The 18,707-nt window shown below is 71.6% G+C and carries 16 protein-coding genes; 13 read left to right on the top strand and 3 right to left on the bottom strand.

The genetic code is table 11. The features are described 5' to 3' along the window. Nucleotides 1-332 precede the first annotated feature (332 nt). Nucleotides 333-3,209, bottom strand: a complete 2,877-nt coding sequence (locus ACIQFX_RS27820; protein ID WP_402468711.1) for a LamG-like jellyroll fold domain-containing protein — start codon at nucleotides 3,207-3,209, stop codon at nucleotides 333-335. A 325-nt stretch (nucleotides 3,210-3,534) separates the two neighbouring features. Beyond that, nucleotides 3,535-4,659 (bottom strand): YihY/virulence factor BrkB family protein, encoded by a 1,125-nt coding sequence (locus tag ACIQFX_RS27815; protein ID WP_367821097.1) that lies wholly within the window; start codon nucleotides 4,657-4,659, stop codon nucleotides 3,535-3,537. Between the two features lie 17 nt (nucleotides 4,660-4,676). On the opposite strand from ACIQFX_RS27815, the gene ACIQFX_RS27810 reads away from it, so the two are divergent. Continuing rightward, nucleotides 4,677-6,335, top strand: a complete 1,659-nt coding sequence (locus ACIQFX_RS27810) for an acyl-CoA dehydrogenase family protein (protein WP_402468707.1) — start codon at nucleotides 4,677-4,679, stop codon at nucleotides 6,333-6,335. Between the two features lie 316 nt (nucleotides 6,336-6,651). After that, nucleotides 6,652-7,953 carry a GAF domain-containing protein gene (locus ACIQFX_RS27805; protein WP_402468704.1) on the top strand — a complete coding sequence of 434 codons (1,302 nt, stop codon included), beginning with the start codon at nucleotides 6,652-6,654 and terminating at the stop codon, nucleotides 7,951-7,953. Between the two features lie 26 nt (nucleotides 7,954-7,979). Here ACIQFX_RS27805 and ACIQFX_RS27800 read toward each other — a convergent pair whose 3' ends face one another. Then, a complete protein-coding gene (locus ACIQFX_RS27800; protein ID WP_402468702.1) occupies nucleotides 7,980-9,047 on the bottom strand; it encodes a hypothetical protein in 1,068 nt (355 codons plus the stop codon). 207 nt (nucleotides 9,048-9,254) lie between these two features. Here ACIQFX_RS27800 and ACIQFX_RS27795 point away from each other — a divergent pair, with 207 nt between their 5' ends. The 11 genes from ACIQFX_RS27795 to ACIQFX_RS27745 all read left to right on the top strand — a co-directional run bounded on the left by ACIQFX_RS27795 (nucleotide 9,255) and on the right by ACIQFX_RS27745 (nucleotide 18,702). Continuing rightward, the gene (locus ACIQFX_RS27795) at nucleotides 9,255-9,824 is read left to right on the top strand and encodes a GNAT family N-acetyltransferase (protein ID WP_402468700.1); all 570 of its coding nucleotides are present in this window, start codon (nucleotides 9,255-9,257) and stop codon (nucleotides 9,822-9,824) included. A gap of 155 nt (nucleotides 9,825-9,979) precedes the next feature. Continuing rightward, complete coding sequence (locus ACIQFX_RS27790; RefSeq protein WP_310591794.1) at nucleotides 9,980-10,063, top strand: putative leader peptide; 84 nt, start codon at nucleotides 9,980-9,982, stop codon at nucleotides 10,061-10,063. Nucleotides 10,064-10,199: 136 nt separating this feature from the next. Next, nucleotides 10,200-11,897 carry a nitrite/sulfite reductase gene (locus ACIQFX_RS27785; protein WP_402468697.1) on the top strand — a complete coding sequence of 566 codons (1,698 nt, stop codon included), beginning with the start codon at nucleotides 10,200-10,202 and terminating at the stop codon, nucleotides 11,895-11,897. Then, nucleotides 11,894-12,073, top strand: a complete 180-nt coding sequence (locus ACIQFX_RS27780) for a hypothetical protein (RefSeq protein WP_376481240.1) — start codon at nucleotides 11,894-11,896, stop codon at nucleotides 12,071-12,073. Before ACIQFX_RS27785 ends, ACIQFX_RS27780 begins: the two co-directional genes overlap by 4 nt. Then, entirely contained in the window at nucleotides 12,070-12,792 is a 723-nt protein-coding gene (locus ACIQFX_RS27775; RefSeq protein WP_402468694.1) for a phosphoadenylyl-sulfate reductase, read from the top strand. The genes ACIQFX_RS27780 and ACIQFX_RS27775 overlap by 4 nt, the downstream gene beginning before the upstream one ends. Next, complete coding sequence (cysC, locus tag ACIQFX_RS27770) at nucleotides 12,792-13,370, top strand: adenylyl-sulfate kinase (RefSeq protein WP_402468691.1); 579 nt, start codon at nucleotides 12,792-12,794, stop codon at nucleotides 13,368-13,370. The genes ACIQFX_RS27775 and cysC overlap by 1 nt, the downstream gene beginning before the upstream one ends. Then, entirely contained in the window at nucleotides 13,367-14,302 is a 936-nt protein-coding gene (gene cysD / locus ACIQFX_RS27765; protein ID WP_033210002.1) for a sulfate adenylyltransferase subunit CysD, read from the top strand. The genes cysC and cysD overlap by 4 nt, the downstream gene beginning before the upstream one ends. Next, complete coding sequence (locus ACIQFX_RS27760; protein ID WP_376481236.1) at nucleotides 14,302-15,642, top strand: sulfate adenylyltransferase subunit 1; 1,341 nt, start codon at nucleotides 14,302-14,304, stop codon at nucleotides 15,640-15,642. Before cysD ends, ACIQFX_RS27760 begins: the two co-directional genes overlap by 1 nt. Nucleotides 15,643-15,848: 206 nt before the next feature. Beyond that, entirely contained in the window at nucleotides 15,849-16,958 is a 1,110-nt protein-coding gene (locus ACIQFX_RS27755; RefSeq protein WP_402468687.1) for an aliphatic sulfonate ABC transporter substrate-binding protein, read from the top strand. Nucleotides 16,959-17,027: 69 nt separating this feature from the next. Then, complete coding sequence (locus tag ACIQFX_RS27750; protein ID WP_402468685.1) at nucleotides 17,028-17,822, top strand: ABC transporter ATP-binding protein; 795 nt, start codon at nucleotides 17,028-17,030, stop codon at nucleotides 17,820-17,822. Continuing rightward, nucleotides 17,809-18,702 (top strand): ABC transporter permease, encoded by an 894-nt coding sequence (locus ACIQFX_RS27745; RefSeq protein ID WP_402468683.1) that lies wholly within the window; start codon nucleotides 17,809-17,811, stop codon nucleotides 18,700-18,702. The genes ACIQFX_RS27750 and ACIQFX_RS27745 overlap by 14 nt, the downstream gene beginning before the upstream one ends. The last annotated feature ends 5 nt before the right edge of the window (nucleotides 18,703-18,707 follow it).

Below are 18,707 nucleotides of genomic sequence, written 5' to 3'. Positions count from 1 at the left end.
ACTCCGCCGCTCCTTCTCAGGAACGTTCTGCGGGCCCTCAGGCCCCTTGCTCCGATGCGCATCGGCGCGACTCCTCATCGGCCACCGCGGTCCACGGGGCCGGTTCAGGGCACGGCGGCATGCCGCCGTGCCTCCCCCGACGGGCCGCCCGCGTGGGGGCGGCCCGTCCTTGTCCACCGCGCCGGGCGGCGGGCCCGGTGCGCGGTGTGGTCTGTGTGATCGGTGCGGGCGGCTCTGGGGCTGCCCGGAGGGCCGGCGGTGGGGGAGGTCCCCCACCGCCGGTCCAGATGTCGGCCGGTCCGGGTCAGGGACCGGTCCGGGTCAGGGACCGGTCAGCGCTGGGATGCCAGACGGCCGATGTCGCTGCGTTCGAGGACGGTCGGGTAGATCCGGACGTCGTCGATGTCGCCCTTGAAGGGGTCGGCGTACGCACCGGCCCACTTGCCCCGGCCGACCTGGAATCCGGCCGTGGCGTTCCAGCTCTTGGTCGGGTCCCAGGTCGTGCCTCCGTCGCTGGAGGGGATCACCTGGTCGGAGGCGACCTCGTCCCCGTTGACGTAGAGCGTGATGCTGTTCCGGGTGGGGTCGAAGACTCCGGCCAGGTGCACCCACCGCCCGACGTACGGGGTGCTCTGCGCGAGCCCGGCATAGGCGCGGGCGGAGTCGGTGCCGGAGTCGAGGCGGTGCCGGGAGAGCGTCCAGCCGTTGGTGGTGGACCAGTAGATCGCGAAGCCGTTGCCGACGGCCCCGGACTGGCTGACCACGGCCCGGTTGACCGTGACGTCGGTGACCTTGGCCCAGGCGGAGACGGTGAAGGACTTGCTGGTGTCGACGCGGCTGGGACCGGTGGCGTAGTCGGTGGCGACGCCGTCGAAGCGGACGGCCTTGTCGGTGGCGACCGCGGTGTCCGCGCCGGCGACCCAGGTGCCGCCGCTCACGGTGAGCGGGGACTTGTCCTCCGCACCCACGCCGGAGGAGTCGGCGGCGACGGTGCCCGCCGTCTCGTCGAAGCGGTAGGAACCGACGGTGCAGGACTCGGCCGAGGGGTCGGAGCAGGACCGTCCGGCCTGGAAGGTGACCTTCTCGACGGTGCTGGCGTTGCCGGCGCGGTCGACGCTCTGGAAGTAGAGCGTGTGGAGGCCGAACTTGGGGATGGCGACCGACGCGGTGCCGTCCGCGCCGAGGGTGGCCGGGTCGACCTTGGCTGACGGGGTCGAGTCGTTGAGGCCCCACAGGTAGTACTGGACGTCGTTGCCGTAGACGGAGTCGCGGTTGCCGTTCGCCTTGAGGGTGAAGGGCATCGACTGGCCGGCCTTGATGTCCGCCAGCGGCGGCAGGCCCACGGCGGGCTTGTCCGGGTCCTCGGTGTCGACGGAGAACTCGCACCAGTCCGACCAGGCTCCGGAGTCGATGCCGTCGCTCGCCTGGGCGTGCCAGTTGTACGTGTGCCCGTGCTTGAGGTGGCCGCTCGGGATCGCCTTCTCGAACGACCCGTCCGGTTCGTAGCCGGTCACCAGGTCCCCGTACACCTGTACGTCGGTCGCGTTCGGGAGCATGTCCCACGCACGGAAGAGGACCCGGATGTTGTGCGGGTCGGCGTCGCTCGCGGAGACGGTGAGCACCGGGGTGGTGTCGTTCTGGTTCAGCCAGGGTCGGCCGGAACCGGTGACGCACGCGGTGGTCGGGCTGGTCGTCTTCTCGCCGGAGGGCTTGGCGGGGAGGGTGTTGTAGTAGATCCGGAGCGTTCCGGTGTCGCCCTTGAAGCGCTTCCAGCCGCTTGCCGCGCCCTCGTCCGCCGCGCGCAGGGAGAAGGCGACCGACGTACCCGCGGCGGCCTTCGAGCGCACGGTGGAGGTGAGGTTCTCGTTCGTCTCCTCCGGGTTGTCGTTGAAGTTGACGGTGCCGTTCTCGCAGCCGAAGTCCTCGTTGCCGTAGGCGACGTGGCGGTCGCCCATGAGGTCGCCGTCGGCGGGCTTGTTGCCCCAGTTGGTGCCGGTGGAGAGGTCCGTCTCGTCGACGCGGTGCAGGTTCACCCAGCTCGGACTGCACGAGTAGGAGAAGGTCTCGTAGACGCTGAAGGTGGCGTCGTAGATCTTCCGGTTCTCCCAGCCGTCGAGGTTGAACTCGAAGTACATCCGGCCGACGTAGGCGGAGCCGCAGCCGGCGCTGGTGCAGCGGCCGATGCCCTTGTCGTCGTCGAAGTCGGCGTACTCGGTGCTCGGGGAGTCGCTGTTCGCCCAGGTGTAGAAGGAGCGCTTGCCGGGCGCTGTGGGCTTCTCCACGCTGAGCGGCGGGTCGATGTAGAGCGGGAGGCTGGACGCGTCGGCGGCGGCGAGGAGCGCCGGGTCCGGCGTGAGGGTGACCGAGTCGGTGTCGACGGTCATGCCGACCTCGGCGTGGTCGTCGCCGGGCATGGGGGCGACGGCCGGATCCTCCTGAAGGGCGTCCTTGGGGTCGCCCGGCGGCGCGGTCCGGGCGGCCGCCTCGCTTCCGGAGTCCCACATGAGCGGGGCCGCTCCGGAGAAGAGGGTCTCTCCGGTGGTGTCGTCGCTGACGAGCAGGCCGCCCTCGGCGTTCTCGGCGATCTTCAGGCCGTCGTTGCTCTGCTCCAGGCGGATGCCGGCGAGGGCCGGATCGGCCGCGGCCTCCTCGGTGCGCACGACGAGGACCTGCTGGAAGCCCTCGGCGGTGGCCTTCATGTGGAGATCGACGCCGGGGATGACCGAGCGGTACTCGGCGACGTCGCCGACGAGGACGGGTACCGGGAGGTGTTCGGGCCACTTCAGGGCGGCGCTGCGGCCGGCGTCGGCGACCTCGACCAGCGGGTCGGTGCCACCGCCGGAGAACTCGACGTCGATGAGGGCCGCCCGGGGGCCGACCGAGCCGTCCGGCTTGATCTCCAGTGTGGTGTCGAGGTCCTTCCAGCCCCCGTCCTCCTGCGGCACCCATCGGGGCGCGGCGGAGAGCTCGGCGGTGAAGCCGCCCTCGGGCTCGGCGAAGACCCGCTCGGCGATGCCTCGCTGCGACATGTCCTCGACCGGGCGGCCGGTCTCCCTGGCCTCCTCGACGGCCTCCTGGGTCACCGCGTCGAGCCCGGGGAGCGTCGGCTCCGGTTCTTCGGCGGACCCGACGGGCACCGCCATTCCCATCAGAAGCGCGGAGCCGAGCAGAACGCCCAGCCACCGTCCCCCCTTGAATTGCGCAGTCACGCGCTGTCCTTCCCCCCGGCAGCTCTTCACGAGCCACCTGTGTACGGGCTGTGAAAGCAGTTACGAGGGGGACCGTAACTAGATCAAGTTCTGGTCGAGCAAGTAAAAGGGTCATGGACCCAAAGTGATGTTCGACACTGAAACCCTCCATGATCGAGGCTCGTCTTCCCTCTACTGGCTCAACGCAAGTGGAAGACAACGGTCCAGCACGTATGCCTCCTCGGAGCCGTCCGCTTCCGTGTCGAGGAAGAGGAGGGGGCGCGGGAAAGCGGGAAAGACAGGGGGACCCTTCGAGGGGCGGCCCCGGCCTCGGGGCCGGGGAGGGTCAGTCCTTCTCCCAGCCGGAGTGCAGGCGGGACTTCACGTCGTCCGGGGGGAGGAACTTGGACCAGCGCTCGGGGAACTCGGAGGGCATGTCCGGGTCGTCCTCGTCGACGTCCTCCGCCTCGGCGCGGACGCGGGCGACGAGCTCGGCGGCCTGGAGGGCGCGGGCCCGTTCGTTGGCCTCGCGGGCGGCGGCGGTGGCGACGGAGGGCCAGACGCGGTCGATGGCGGCGTTCACGGCGGCGCCGACGAGCACGGCGAAGGCCGAGATGCCGATCCAGAGGAGGACGGCGATGGGGGCGGCGAGGGAGCCGTAGATGGTGGGGCCCTCGACCTGGCTGGTGAGGTAGATGCGCAGCAGGAAGCTGCCCAGGGTCCACATGGCGAGCGCGACGAGGGCGCCGGGGATGTCCTCGATCCACGGCGACCTGACGGGCACGGACACGTGGTAGAGCGTGGTGAGGAAGGCGACGGAGAGCAGGGTGACGGCCGGCCAGTACAGGACGGCGACGACCTCCGTGCCCCAGGGGACGAGCTCGACGACCCGGTCGGGGCCGACGACCGCGAGGGGCAGTACGACCGCGCCGATGACGAGGGCCACGATGTACAGGAGGAAGGCGAGGAGCCGGGTCTTCACGATGCCGCGGTGGCCGTCGAGGCCGTACATGACGGTGATGGTGTCGATGAAGACGTTCACCGCGCGGGAGCCCGACCAGAGGGCGATGGCGAAGCCGAGGGACACCAGCTCGGGCCGTTTGCCCTGGGTGACGTCGTCCAGGAGCGGTTTCGCGATGTCGTGGACGCCCCGGTCGGAGAGGACCGTTCCGGCGGCGCGGAGGATGTTCTCCTCGATGCTCGCGACGGTGTCGGTGTTGGTCCAGTCGTCCGCGTACCCGAGGAGGGCGATGAGGCCGAGGAGGAGCGGCGGCAGCGACAGCAGGGTGAAGAACGCGGCCTCGGCGGCCAGGCCGAGGATCCGGTACTCGATGCACGAGTTGACGGTGTCCTTGAGGAGCAGCCAGACCATCTTCCGCTTCGAGACGTTGCGGTAGAGGACGCGCGCGCGGTGGAGCCTGCTCCAGGGCCGCCGCTCGGGCCGATCGGGTGTTTCGCTTGCTGCCTGCACCTGCTTACCGTATCGGCATGTCAGGGAGCACCCACACAGTGACCAACCAGGCTCCGCCCCTGGTGGGATACGACGTCTTCACGAGCGATCGGGCGCTGGCGGAGGCGGTCGAGCGGCACCTCGCGCCGGAGCTCCTCGCGCAGGCCCGCGAGGAGCTCGTCCTGCTGGGCCGGGCGTCCGGGTCCGCGCAGGTGCGGGAGTGGGGGGAGCTGGCGAACGCCTTCCCGCCGCGGCTGCGGACCCACGACCGGTACGGCGTCCGGATCGACGAGGTCGAGTTCCATCCGGCCTGGCACCGGCTCCTCGGCCGGTCCGTGGGCGCCGGGCTCACGGACGCGTGGGGCCGTCCGGGTGGTCACGTCCGGCGGGCCGCCGGGTTCCTGGTGGCCTCGCAGCCGGAGGCGGGGCACGGCTGCCCGCTGTCGATGACGCACGCCGCGGTGCCCGCCCTGCGCGCCGAGCCGGAGCTCGCCGCGGTCTGGGGGCCGGCGGCCGCGTCGCACGTGTACGAGCGGGGGCTCGCGCCGGTCGCGGAGAAGGCCGGCGTGCTGCTCGGCATGGCGATGACGGAGAAGCAGGGCGGCAGCGACGTACGGGCGAACACGACGGAGGCGCGGCCGCTGGCGGCCGACGGGGAGTACGTCCTGACGGGCCACAAGTGGTTCTGCTCGGCCCCGATGTCGGACGCCTTCCTGGTGCTCGCGCAGGCGCCGGCGGGGCTGACCTGCTTCCTGGTGCCGCGGGTGCTCGCGGACGGCTCGCGCAACGCGTTCGCGCTCCAGCGGCTCAAGGACAAGCTCGGCAACCGGTCGAACGCCTCCGCCGAGGTGGAGTTCGACGGGACGACGTGGGCGCGCCGGGTGGGCGAGGAGGGCCGCGGGATCCACGTGATCATGGACATGGTGGCGGCGACCCGGCTCGACTGCGTCCTCGGCTCCGCGGCGCTGATGCGGCAGGCGGTGGCACAGGCCGTGCACCACTGCGCGTACCGCGAGGCGTTCGGCGGCCCGCTGATCGACAAGCCCCTGATGCGGAACGTCCTGGCCGACCTCGCCCTGGAGTCGGAGGCCGCCACGGTCCTCGGCATGCGTCTCGCCGCTGCCTACGACGCCGCCGAAACCGGCGGCGGCAGCGACGCCGAACAGGAGCGCGCCTTGCTCCGCATCACCGTGCCGGCGGCGAAGTACTGGGTGACGAAGCGCTGTACGCCGGTGGTGGCGGAGGCCCTCGAATGCCTCGGCGGCAACGGCTACGTGGAGGAGTCCGGCCTGCCCCGGCTGCTGCGGGAGTCGCCGCTCAACTCCGTCTGGGAGGGCTCGGGGAACGTCCAGGCCCTCGACGTGGTGCGGGCGCTGCGCACCGGGCCGGCCGTGCTCGACGCCTTCCTGCGGGAGGTGGGGGCGGCGCGCGGCGCGGACCACCGGCTCGACCGGGCGATCCGGGGCCTGCTCGTCGAGCTGGCGGACCTGGAGGGGATCGAGGCGCGGGCGCGCCGGCTGGTCGAGCGGATGGCGCTGGTCCTCCAGGCCTCGCTGCTCGTCCGGTGGGCGCCGCCGGAGGTCGCGGACGCGTTCTGCGCCGGGCGCCTCGGCGGGGACGGCGGCTCCGCGTTCGGGACGCTGCCGCACACCCTGGACCTGCGCGCGCTCGTGGAGCGGGCACGGGTGGCGGTCTGACGCGGCGTACACGCGAAGGCGTGGCCGCGCGTACCGGCGGCGTACGCGCGAAAGTGTGGCCGCGCGTACCAGGGGTGGACCCGGAAGGGTCGGCACGCGCGGAAAAGCGGGGGTGGTGCTGCGCCGACACGGCACCACCCGCCGCTCGCACCAGAGTCGCCCACGGCCCCGGTCGATCGCCAGAGTTGCAAAGGGTTGCAGGATTGTGCGAACCGGGCCTCGCGGGACGTCCCGGGACGGCACGATGGGCACCGACACTCCGGACATCTGCCCCGTGCAGAACCGATACAGCACCCCGGGCGGCTGGGAGAGACCGATGAAGAACACGCAGCTCGACATGAGGCGTCTCGCCGCCATGGACGCCGCCCAGGCCGCCCGACTGCTGCACCGGGTGCGCGAGGAGACCCTCGCGGGCCGTACGCCCCCGATCGCGCCCCGCGCCGTGATCGACGCGTCCTGGCAGCGGATGGCCCGACTCGGTCTCGACCCCGACCAGAGCACGAAGAGCGTGCTGCTCCGGCGGGACGAACTGGAGGAGCGGCGCAGGACCACGCTCCTCTCCGACGTCATGCACACGCTGAGCGGCGGGCTCGCCGGCATCGCCGACGCCTCCCTCCAGATCATGGTGGTCACCGACGAGCACGGCCGGGTGCTGTGGCGCCAGGGGAACACCGCCGTGCTGCGGCAGGCGAGCGGCATCTGCCTGGAGGAGGGCGCGGCCTGGTCCGAGCACGCCACCGGCACCAACGCGGTCGGCACGGCGCTCGCCATGGGCCGGGCGGTCCAGGTCCACTCCGCCGAGCACTACGTCCAGGCGCTGCACAACTGGACCTGCGCCGCCGCCCCCGTGCACGACCCGCGCGACCAGCGGCTCCTGGGCATCCTGGACGTCAGCGGTCCCGCGTCCAGCTTCCACCCGGCGATGCTGGCGCTCGTCGACTCGGTGGCGCAGCTCGCCGAGGCCGAGATGCGGGAACGGCACCGCGGGGCGATCGAGCGGCTGCGTGCGGTGGCCGCGCCGATCCTGTGCCGGGTGGGCGGCCGTGCGGTCGCCGTGGACTCCCACGGCTGGACGGCGGCCGTGACCGGGCTCGCGCCGGTGGACCGGATCGCGCTGCCCAAGTCCTTCCGGGCGGGCCGGATGTGGCTCCCCTCGCTCGGCGTGTGCGCGGTGGAGCCGCTGCCGGGCGGCTGGCTGCTGCGGGTCGAGGAGGAGGCCCGGCCAGCGGAGCCCGGCGCGGAGGCGGCGAGCCGGGTCGTCCTCGACCTCAGCCGGCCGCGCCGCTGGACGGTGGCCGTCTCGGGGGTGGCGGGCAGCTGGCAGCAGGAGCTCAGCCCCCGGCACGCCGAGCTCCTCTACGTCCTCGCGCTCCACCGCGACGGGCGGACGGCGGCGGAACTGGCGGACGACGTCTTCGGCGACCGCACCCGGACCGTCACCGTGCGCGCCGAGATGTCCCGGGTCCGCCGCAACCTGGCCGGGGTCCTCGCGCACCGCCCCTACCGCTTCCGCGAGGAGGTGGCGGTGGAGGTCCTGCGCCCCCGCCTCCCGGCGGACCTGCTCCCCCACTCGACGGCCCCGGCGGTCCGGGCGGCCCGCACGCCGACCGTCCGCTGATCCCCCGCGGACTCCGGAGAGGGGCCTCAGGACGCGAGCTGCCGGAAGAGCGCGCCGATCTCCTCCTGGTCCGCCACCAGCGGCAGGGTGTCGAAGTACAGCTCCCACTCCCCGCCCGGGCCGAAGCGCTCCACGATCCCGAACGGGATGCCGGTACGGGTCCCGGTGCCGCCGGCCACGGAGGCGGTGCCGTGCCACTCCACGTAGGTGGTGGTCTCGCCGACGGCGACCTGGCCTGCCTTGAGGCGGAGGTCGGCGGTGGCGAAGAGGCGCTCCAGGTAGGCGCGCTTGCCGGCCTCGGTGGCGAGCGGGGCGGCGAGGCCGGGGCCGGCGAGGCGCGCGCCGCGGGTGCGGGCGAGCAGCGCGTCGGTGTCCTCGGCGTTCCACGCGGCGAGCCGCTCCGGCAGCTCCCCGGCGCCGAGGCCTCCCGGGATTCCGGCCGGGGCGTGGTCGCCGCCCCCGGGGGCCGCCGCATCGGCGATGCCCGCGAAGAGCGGGACGGGTGCCGCCTCGGGCAGGGTGTCCTGGAAGAGGACGGCCCGGTCGTAGTAGCGGCGGGCCTGGAGGGTGCGGCCCTCGTCGCCGAGGACGTTCCGGGCGATCTGCGGGTAGGCGACGGTACGGCCCTTCAGGGTGACCTCGTTCCACTGCCCGAACATCACGGTGCTGCCGTCGGCGACCACGTCCGTGCCCCGGTAGCGGAGGCTGGGCACGAGGCCCAGGGAGCCGGTGATGGAGGTGCCGATGGTGAGGTGGCCGCGCTGCGCGGCGCCCCCGGCCTCCCAGAGGGTGGCCTCGGGGTCGAAGATGTCGAGGTAGGCCCGGACCCGGGGATGGGTGAGGTCGCCGAGGGCCGGCGGTGTGCCGGTCGGCAGCTCGCCGAAGGCGATCTGCCGCTCCATGAAGGCGCAGGCGTTGGGGGTGATCCGACCTTCGAGGCGCTCGGCCTTCTCCCGCGCCGCAGGGCAGTCGAACCGCGCCGCCGTCGCGGTCCCGCCCGGCAGTGCCTCCGCCGCCGTCACGGTGACGGCCGCCCCCGCGACGATCGCCGTCGCCGTCGCGATGCCCACCAGACCCCGTCGACCCGTATCCATGTCGCACCCCTCGCGTCGTTCGCCACCGGGTGCGGCCCTGTGCCGTCCCGGTGCGATCACCCTGCCGGGAGGGCGGTGCGGGGGTCGATTACCTCCGAGGTCATGTCCCTGCCCGGAGCCCCGGACAGGGTGTCCGCATGGCGGACCGCCTGTCCGCCAGGACCGAACAGGGTGGGAATCCGGCGCTCCGCATGATGCGATGGACCCATGAGCATCACTCTCACCACCTGGTCCCTCGAACAGACCTCGCCGTCCGACCTGCGCCCCGCGACCCCGCCGGCGGGCGACGACGTCACGATCCGGCGGGCCGAGGTGCCGTCGGCGGAGTTCAGCCGCTTCCTCTACACCGCGGTCGGCGGCGACATCCGCTGGTCCGACCGTCTGTCACTGACGTACAAGCAGTGGCAGGAGATCGTGGAGAAGCCCGGCGCCGAGATCTGGGTGGCGTACGACAAGGGCACGCCGGCCGGGTACGTGGAGCTGGACCCCCAGGACGACGGTGTGGTGGAGATCGTCTACTTCGGCCTGATCCCCGCCTTCCGCGGCCGCCGGATCGGCGGGCACCTCCTGTCGTACGGGGTGGAGCGGGCGTGGGACCTGGCGGCGCGCTGGCCGGGCCGCGAGGAGACGAAGCGGGTGTGGCTCCACACCTGCTCGCTCGACGGCCCGCACGCGATGGCCAACTACGAGCGGCGCGGCTTCCGGCTCTTCGACACCAAGGTCGAGGAGGCCGAGGAGGCCGAGACCCCCGGCCCGTGGCCCGGCGCCCACGCCTGAGCCGCGCCCGGAGTACCGCCGAAGCACCGCAAAGGGGCCCTGATCAGGGCCCCTTTCGCGTGACCCAGAGCACACTGTCTCGACAAGCGAGACGACTACGTCCGAATGCTGGACGATGCTGGACTGGGTCCAAAGTCCCGTGACACGCTTCCGTCATGTCTGGAACTGGAATTGCCTTGGTGAGTCGGCGGCACGTCGACCTCGGCCGCATGTCCAGCGCCATCTGTCCGGCGCGCTGAGAGAACCAGCACCGCCGCGATTTCCTTTCAGCCCGACTCTGCCCCACCCTGCTGCGCACTGACGCGCCACCCTCTGACCTGAGCGCGAGTGTGCAGGTCAGAGCCGCCCTCTCGCAGTCCCGAAGGACAAAACGCCATGGCCGCCACCCCGGAAAACCCCACTCCCGCCGCCGCCCGCCGCAAGGCCGGGCGCCACCGTGGCGAGGGGCAGTGGGCCGTGGGGCACTTCACCCCGCTGAACGGCAATGAGCAGTTCAAGAAGGACGACGACGGTCTCAATGTGCGGACACGTATTGAGACGGTCTACTCGAAGCGCGGCTTCGACTCCATCGACCCCAACGACCTGCGCGGACGCATGCGCTGGTGGGGCCTCTACACCCAGCGCAAGCAGGGTCTGGACGGCACCAAGACGGGTGTCCTGGAGCCGGAGGAGCTGGACGACGAGTACTTCATGCTCCGCGTCCGCATCGACGGCGGCCGGCTGACCACCGAGCAGCTCCGCGTCATCGGCGAGATCTCCGAGGAGTTCGCCCGCGGCACCGCCGACATCACGGACCGGCAGAACATCCAGTACCACTGGATCCGCATCGAGGACGTCCCCGAGATCTGGAACCGCCTGGAGGCGGTCGGCCTGTCGACCACGGAGGCCTGCGGCGACACCCCGCGCGTCATCCTGGGCTCGCCGGTGGCCGGCATCGCCGCCGACGAGATCATCGACGGCACGCCCGCGATCGACGAGATCCAGCGGCGGATCGTCGGCAACAAGGACTTCTCCAACCTGCCCCGCAAGTTCAAGTCCGCGGTCTCCGGCTCGCCGCTCCTCGACGTGGCGCACGAGATCAACGACATCGCGTTCGTCGGCGTGCGCCACCCCGAGCACGGCCCCGGCTTCGACGTCTGGGTCGGCGGCGGCCTCTCCACCAACCCGAAGCTCGGGGTCCGCCTCGGCACCTGGGTCTCGCTCGACGAGGTCCCGGACGTCTACGAGGGCGTCATCTCGATCTTCCGCGACTACGGCTACCGCCGGCTGCGCAACCGCGCCCGCCTGAAGTTCCTCGTCGCCGACTGGGGCCCGGAGAAGTTCCGCCAGGTCCTGGAGGACGAGTACCTGAAGCGCAAGCTGACGGACGGCCCGGCCCCCGAGCAGCCCGCCGGCCAGTGGCGCGACCACGTCGGTGTCCACCGGCAGAACGACGGCCGCTTCTACGTCGGCTTCGCGCCGCGCGTCGGACGGGTCGACGGCGCCACCCTGACGAAGATCGCCGAGATCGCCGAGACGCACGGCTCCGGCCGGGTCCGCACCACCGCCGAGCAGAAGATGCTCGTCCTCGACGTCGAGGAGGCGCAGGTCGACGGCATCGTCGCCGCCCTGGAGGCGCTGGACCTGCGGGTCACCCCCTCGCCGTTCCGGCGCGGCACGATGGCCTGCACCGGCATCGAGTTCTGCAAGCTCGCGATCGTCGAGACGAAGGGCCGCGGCTCCTCGCTCATCGACGAACTGGAGCGCCGCATCCCGGAGTTCGACGAGCCGCTGACGATCAACATCAACGGCTGCCCGAACGCCTGCGCCCGCATCCAGGTCGCCGACATCGGCCTCAAGGGCCAGCTGGTCCTGGACGACGACGGCAACCGCGTCGAGGGCTACCAGGTGCACCTGGGCGGCGCCCTCGGCCTGGAGGCCGGCTTCGGCCGCAAGGTCCGCGGCCTCAAGGTCACCGCGGCCGAGCTCCCCGACTATGTGGAGCGCGTCCTCAAGCGCTTCCAGGCGGAGCGCGAGACCGGCGAGCGCTTCGCGACCTGGACGGCCCGCGCCTCGGAGGAGTCCCTCTCATGAGCGAGCGTGCGGCCCCGTTCTTCTGCCCCTACTGCGGCGACGAGGACCTGCGTCCGAACGAGCAGGGTCACGGCGCCTGGGAATGCGCAGCGTGCAGCCGAGCCTTCCAGTTGAAGTTCCTGGGGCTGCTCGCCCCGGCGACTTCGAGCAACACCCCTGGAAGGGACGAGATATGACGATCACTCAGCACGAAGAAGGCCAGGAAGCCACCGCAGCCGACCTCAAGGCACTCGCCGAGCAGGCCGGCCGCGATCTGGAGGACGCCCCCGCCCTCGAGATCCTCCGGTGGGCCGTGGACACCTTCGGCGAGCGGTTCTGCGTCACCTCCTCCATGGAGGACGCGGTCGTCGCCCACCTCGCCTCCCGGGTCCGCCCCGGCGTGGACGTCGTCTTCCTCGACACGGGCTACCACTTCGAGGAGACCATCGGCACCCGCGACGCCGTGGACGCCGTCATGGACGTCAACGTCATCACGCTGACCCCGCGGCAGACCGTGGCCGAGCAGGACGCCGAGCACGGCCCCCGGCTGCACGACCGCAACCCCGACCTGTGCTGCGCGCTGCGCAAGGTCAAGCCGCTGGAGGAGGGCCTGACCGCGTACCGCGCGTGGGCCACCGGCCTGCGCCGCGACGAGTCCCCGACCCGGGCGAACACCCCGGTCGTCGGCTGGGACGAGAAGCGGCAGAAGGTCAAGGTCTCCCCCATCGCCCGCTGGACCCAGGACGACGTCGACGCGTACGTCATGGAGCACGGCGTCCTCACCAACCCGCTCCTGATGGACGGTTACGCCTCCGTCGGCTGCGCGCCCTGCACCCGCCGCGTCGTGGAGGGCGAGGACGCCCGCGCCGGACGCTGGGCGGGCCGCGCCAAGACCGAGTGCGGGATCCACGGCTGATGACCACGACCCCTCAGACCTCCCAGACCTCCCAGGAGAACCACGTGACCGGTGCCACCATCTGGCTCACCGGCCTGCCGAGCGCCGGTAAGACGACCATCGCGTACGAGCTGGCCGGCCGGCTCCGCGGCGAGGGCCACCGCGTCGAGATCCTCGACGGCGACGAGATCCGCGAGTTCCTCTCGGCGGGCCTCGGCTTCACCCGCGAGGACCGGCACACCAACGTGCAGCGCATCGGCTTCGTCGCCGAGCTGCTCGCCTCGCACGGCGTGAAGGTCCTGGTCCCGGTCATCGCCCCGTACGCCGACAGCCGCGAGGCGGTCCGCAAGCGCCACCAGGCCGAGGGCACCGCCTTCGTCGAGGTGCACGTGGCCACTCCGGTGGACGTCTGCTCGGTCCGCGACGTGAAGGGCCTCTACGCCAAGCAGGCCGCGGGCGAGATCTCCGGCCTCACCGGCGTCGACGACCCGTACGAGGCGCCCGAGAACCCCGATCTGCGGATCGAGTCCCAGAACCAGACCGTGCAGGAGTCCGCGGCGCAGCTCCACGCGCTGCTCACCGAGAGGGGTCTGCTGTGACCACCGTCGCCCATGCCCACGACACCACGGACAGCCCGTTCGCGCTGTCGCACCTCGACTCCCTGGAGTCCGAGGCCGTCCACATCTTCCGTGAGGTGGCGGGCGAGTTCGAGCGGCCGGTGATCCTCTTCTCCGGCGGCAAGGACTCCATCGTCATGCTGCACCTGGCGCTGAAGGCCTTCGCCCCGGCGCCGGTCCCCTTCACGCTGCTGCACGTCGACACGGGCCACAACTTCCCCGAGGTCCTCGCCTACCGCGACCGCGTGGTGGCCGAGCACGGGCTGCGCCTGCACGTCGCCTCCGTCCAGGAGTACATCGACGCCGGCAAGCTGCGCGAGCGCCCCGACGGCACCCGCAACCCGCTGCAGACCGTCCCGCTGACCGAGGCGATCCAGCAGCACCGCTTCGACGCGGTGTTCGGCGGCGGCCGCCGCGACGAGGAGAAGGCCCGCGCCAAGGAGCGGGTGTTCTCGCTGCGCGACGAGTTCTCGCAGTGGGACCCGCGCCGCCAGCGCCCCGAGCTGTGGCAGCTCTACAACGGCCGCCACGCGCCCGGCGAGCACGTCCGCGTCTTCCCGCTGTCCAACTGGACCGAGCTGGACGTCTGGCAGTACATCGCCCGCGAGGGCATCGAACTGCCGGAGATCTACTTCGCGCACGAGCGCGAGGTCTTCGCCCGCAACGGCATGTGGCTGACGGCCGGCGAGTGGGGCGGCCCCAAGGACACCGAGACGGTCGAGAAGCGGCTCATCCGCTACCGCACCGTCGGCGACATGTCCTGCACCGGCGCCGTCGACTCCGACGCCACCACGCTCGACGCCGTCATCGCCGAGATCGCCGCCTCCCGCCTCACCGAGCGGGGCGCGACCCGCGCCGACGACAAGATGTCCGAGGCCGCGATGGAAGACCGCAAGCGCGAAGGGTACTTCTAATGAGCACGTCCACCGAGCAGTTCGCCGACGTCTCGGCCACCACCCTGCTGCGCTTCGCCACCGCCGGGTCCGTCGACGACGGCAAGTCCACCCTGGTGGGCCGCCTCCTGCACGACTCCAAGTCGGTCCTCACCGACCAGCTGGAGGCAGTCGAGGCCGCGTCCATCAAGCGCGGCCAGGAGGCGCCCGACCTGGCGCTGCTCACCGACGGCCTGCGGGCCGAGCGCGAGCAGGGCATCACCATCGACGTGGCCTACCGCTACTTCGCGACCGCCCGCCGCCGGTTCATCCTCGCCGACACCCCCGGGCACGTGCAGTACACCCGCAACATGGTCACCGGCGCCTCCACCGCCGAGCTCGCCGTCGTCCTCGTCGACGCCCGCAACGGCGTCGTCGAGCAGACCCGCCGCCACGCCGCCGTCGCCGCCCTGCTGCGCGTCCCGCACGTCGTCCTCGCCGTCAACAAGATGGACCTCGTCGACTACGCCGAGCCCGTCTTCGCCGCCATCGCCGAGGAGTTCACGACCTACGCGTCCGAGCTCGGCGTCCCGGAGATCACCGCGATCCCGATCTCGGCGCTCGCCGGCGACAACGTCGTGGAGCCGTCCGCGCACATGGACTGGTACGGCGGCCCGACGGTTCTGGAGCACCTGGAGACCGTGCCGGTCAGCCACGACCTGACGGCCTGTCACGCGCGCTTCCCGGTCCAGTACGTGATCCGCCCGCAGACCGCCGAGCACCCCGACTACCGGGGCTACGCCGGCCAGATCGCGGCCGGTGCCTTCCGGGTCGGCGAGGAGATCACCGTCCTGCCGTCGGGGAAGACCTCCACGATCACCGGGATCGACGCGCTCGGCGAGTCCGTGGACATCGCCTGGGCCCCGCAGTCGGTCACGATCCGGCTCGCCGACGACATCGACATCTCGCGCGGCGACCTGCTCGCCCCGGTCGGCGACGCCCCGGCGACCAGCCAGGACGTCGAGGCGACGGTCTGCCACGTGGCCGACCAGCCGCTCTCGGTGGGCCAGCGGGTCCTGCTCAAGCACACCACGCGCACGGTCAAGGCGATCGTCAAGGAGATCCCCTCGCGGCTGACCCTGGACGACCTGTCCCAGCACCCGAACCCCGGGCAGCTGGTCGCCAACGACATCGGCCGGGTGGTCGTGCGCACGGCCGAGCCGCTCGCGCTCGACTCGTACGCGGACTCCCGGCGCACCGGTTCGTTCCTGCTGATCGACCCGGCGGACGGCACCACGCTCGCGGCGGGCATGGCGGGCGAGTCCTTCGCCACGACCAAGGCCGTCGCCGCGGTGGACGAGGAAGAAGGGTGGGACTTCTGACATGAACCAGGACGTCTACGCCACCTTCGCGAAGGAGGGCGGCCGGGTGGGCTCCGGCGCCCTCGGCGCGGGCCGGGGAGGTGTCGCGCGATGTGCGTGCTGACCTCGATGCGCCGCATGAGCGGTGCGACACGGCTCCACCCGCTCCACCCCGAACGACATAAACGCAGACTTCGCTGAGAAGTTGACTCGAGGGGACACCACCCGTGCCTGCCACCACCCGTACCACCCTGCGCCGCGGCTTGGCCGCCGCCGCCGTCCTGCCGCTGCTGATCGGCGCACTCGCCTCCTGCGGCTACGGCTCCGAGGCCAAGAACGACGAGAAGAAGGTGGCCGCCGAGGGCGAGAAGCTCTCCGCCGACACCGTACGGCTCGGGTACTTCCCCAATCTCACGCACGCCACCGCGCTCGTCGGTGACCAGGAGGGCATCCTCCAGAAGGAGCTGGGCGGCACGCAGCTGGTGTCCACCACCTTCAACGCGGGCCCGTCCGAGATCGAGGCGCTGAACGCCGGCTCGATCGACATCGGCTTCATCGGCCCCTCGCCGTCCATCAACGGCTACGTCAAGACCAAGGGCACCAACCTCCGCATCATCGGCGGCTCCGCCTCCGGTGGCGTGAAGCTCGTGGTGAACCCGGCGAAGATCAAGACCCTGGACGACCTCAAGGGCAAGAGGATCGCCACCCCGCAGCTCGGCAACACCCAGGACGTGGCCTTCCTCAACTGGATCTCCGAGAAGGGCTGGAAGGTCGACGCCCAGAGCGGCAAGGGCGACGTCTCCGTGGTCCGCACGGACAACAAGGTCACCCCGAACGCCTACGGCTCCGGCGCCATCGACGGTGCCTGGGTGCCCGAGCCGACCGCGTCGAAGCTGGTCAGCGACGGCGCGAAGGTCCTGCTCGACGAGTCCGACCTGTGGCCGGACAAGAAGTTCGTGATCACGAACATCATCGTGTCGCAGAAGTTCCTGAGCGCGCACCCGGACGTCGTCGAGGCGTTCCTGCGCGGCGCGGTGAAGACCAACGAGTGGATCAACGCCAACCAGGACAAGGCGAAGGCCTCGGCCAACGCCAAGCTGAAGGACCTCTCCGGCAAGGCGCTGGGGGCCAAGGTGATCGACGCCGCGTGGCCGTCCATCCAGTTCACCGACGACCCGCTGGCGGCCACCCTCCAGGCCCAGGCCGACCACGCGGTGAAGGCCGGTCTCCTGAAGCAGCCCGAGCTGTCCGGCATCTACGACCTGAAGCCGCTCAACAAGGTCCTGAAGGCCGCGGGTCGGCCCGAGGTCTCCGACGCCGGTCTCGGCGCGAAGTAGTACCCCGAGCAGCCGGCTCCGGACCCCCGTGCAGCAGCCCGAGTTCAGCATTACCAGGAGGTGACGACCATGGCCACGACCGCGACGCTCGCCAAGGCCGAGGACAGTGCGGCGGTGACCCGTGCCGCCCGCATCGAGCATGTCTCCAAGTCCTTCGGCGGACCCGCCGGCGGGCAGCTCGTCCTCGACGACATCTCGCTCGATGTCGCCCCGGGCGAGTTCGTCACCCTTCTGGGCGCCTCGGGCTGCGGCAAGTCCACGCTGCTCAACCTGGTCGCCGGGCTCGACCGGCCGTCCGCGGGGTCCATCGAGACCCCCGGCGGCCGGCCGGCCCTGATGTTCCAGGAGCACGCCCTCTTCCCGTGGCTCACCGCGGGCAAGAACATCGAACTGGCCCTGCGGCTGCGCGGGGTGCCCAAGGCCGACCGCCGCACCGAGGCCGAGCGGCTGCTCGACCTGGTGCGGCTGGGCGGCTCGTACGACAAGCGGGTGCACGAGCTGTCCGGCGGCATGCGGCAGCGGGTCGCGCTGGCCCGCGCGCTGGCCCAGGCCAGCGACCTGCTCCTGATGGACGAGCCGTTCGCCGCGCTCGACGCCATCACCCGGGACGTGCTGCACGACGAGCTCACCCGGATCTGGCGGGAGACGAAGCTGTCGGTGCTCTTCGTCACCCACAACGTGCGCGAGGCCGTGCGGCTGGCCGAGCGTGTCGTCCTCCTCTCCTCGCGGCCCGGCCGGATCGCGCACGAGTGGACCATCGACATTCCTCAGCCGCGTCGCATCGAGGACGCCGACGTCGCGGAACTGTCCCTCGAGATCACCGATCACCTGCGTGGGGAGATCCGCCGCCATGGCCAGCACTGAAACCGCCCCGAAGACGGAGAAGGCCGACGACCTCGCCGGCCTCGAAGCCGGTCTGGACGCCCTCGACAGCGTGCAGGTCCGGCGGACCCCGGTCCGCGAGGTGCTGCTCAAGAAGGTGCTCCCGCCGGTCGTCGCCGTCGTGCTCGTCCTGGTCGTGTGGCAGCTGCTCGTCACGCTGAAGGTGACGGACGAGTACAAGCTGCCCGCCCCGTCCGCGGTGTGGGACAGCCTGACCGTGATGTGGAGGGAGGGGACGCTCCTCAGCGTCCTGTGGACCAGCGTGTCCCGGGCGCTCTACGGCTTCGTCCTCGCGCTGGCCATCGGCACCCCGCTGGGCCTGCTCGTCTCGCGCGTGAAGTTCGTGCGGGCGGCGATCGGCCCGATCCTGGCGGGTCTCCAGTCGCTTCCCTCGGTCGCCTGGGTGGCGCCGGCCGTCCTGTGGCTCGGCCTGAACGACAGCATGATGTACGCGGTGATCCTCCTCGGCGCCGTCCCGTCGATCGCCAACGGCCTCGTCGCCGGCGTCGACCAGGTGCCGCCGCTCTTCCTGCGGGCGGGCCAGACGCTCGGCGCGACGGGGCTCAAGGGCGCCTGGTACATCGTGATGCCGGCCGCGCTCCCGGGCTACCTGGCCGGTCTCAAGCAGGGCTGGGCGTTCTCGTGGCGTTCGCTGATGGCCGCCGAGATCATCGCATCCTCCCCCGACCTGGGCCTCGGCCTCGGCCAGCTCCTGGAGAACGGCCGCAACAACATCGACATGGCCGGGATCTTCCTGGCGATCATCCTCATCCTGATCGTCGGCATCGCCATCGACCTGCTGATCTTCAGCCCGCTGGAGCGCACGGTGCTCCGCCGCCGCGGCCTGCTGACGAAGAGCTGAGCACA

Origin of the sequence: Streptomyces sp. NPDC093089 (genome assembly GCF_044754405.1) — a bacterium.
Lineage (GTDB): Bacteria > Actinomycetota > Actinomycetes > Streptomycetales > Streptomycetaceae > Streptomyces.
This window is presented reverse-complemented; position numbering and strand designations above follow the sequence as displayed.

Coding starts and splice junctions, on each gene's coding strand:
- ACIQFX_RS27810 (WP_402468707.1), top strand. CDS start 4,677: ATGTCAGGGAGCACCCACACAGTGACCAACCAGGCTCCGCCCCTGGTG.
- ACIQFX_RS27805 (WP_402468704.1), top strand. CDS start 6,652: ATGAAGAACACGCAGCTCGACATGAGGCGTCTCGCCGCCATGGACGCC.
- ACIQFX_RS27800 (WP_402468702.1), bottom strand. CDS start 9,047: ATGGATACGGGTCGACGGGGTCTGGTGGGCATCGCGACGGCGACGGCG.
- ACIQFX_RS27795 (WP_402468700.1), top strand. CDS start 9,255: ATGAGCATCACTCTCACCACCTGGTCCCTCGAACAGACCTCGCCGTCC.
- ACIQFX_RS27790 (WP_310591794.1), top strand. CDS start 9,980: ATGTCTGGAACTGGAATTGCCTTGGTGAGTCGGCGGCACGTCGACCTC.
- ACIQFX_RS27785 (WP_402468697.1), top strand. CDS start 10,200: ATGGCCGCCACCCCGGAAAACCCCACTCCCGCCGCCGCCCGCCGCAAG.
- ACIQFX_RS27780 (WP_376481240.1), top strand. CDS start 11,894: ATGAGCGAGCGTGCGGCCCCGTTCTTCTGCCCCTACTGCGGCGACGAG.
- ACIQFX_RS27775 (WP_402468694.1), top strand. CDS start 12,070: ATGACGATCACTCAGCACGAAGAAGGCCAGGAAGCCACCGCAGCCGAC.
- cysC (WP_402468691.1), top strand. CDS start 12,792: ATGACCACGACCCCTCAGACCTCCCAGACCTCCCAGGAGAACCACGTG.
- ACIQFX_RS27760 (WP_376481236.1), top strand. CDS start 14,302: ATGAGCACGTCCACCGAGCAGTTCGCCGACGTCTCGGCCACCACCCTG.
- ACIQFX_RS27750 (WP_402468685.1), top strand. CDS start 17,028: ATGGCCACGACCGCGACGCTCGCCAAGGCCGAGGACAGTGCGGCGGTG.
- ACIQFX_RS27745 (WP_402468683.1), top strand. CDS start 17,809: ATGGCCAGCACTGAAACCGCCCCGAAGACGGAGAAGGCCGACGACCTC.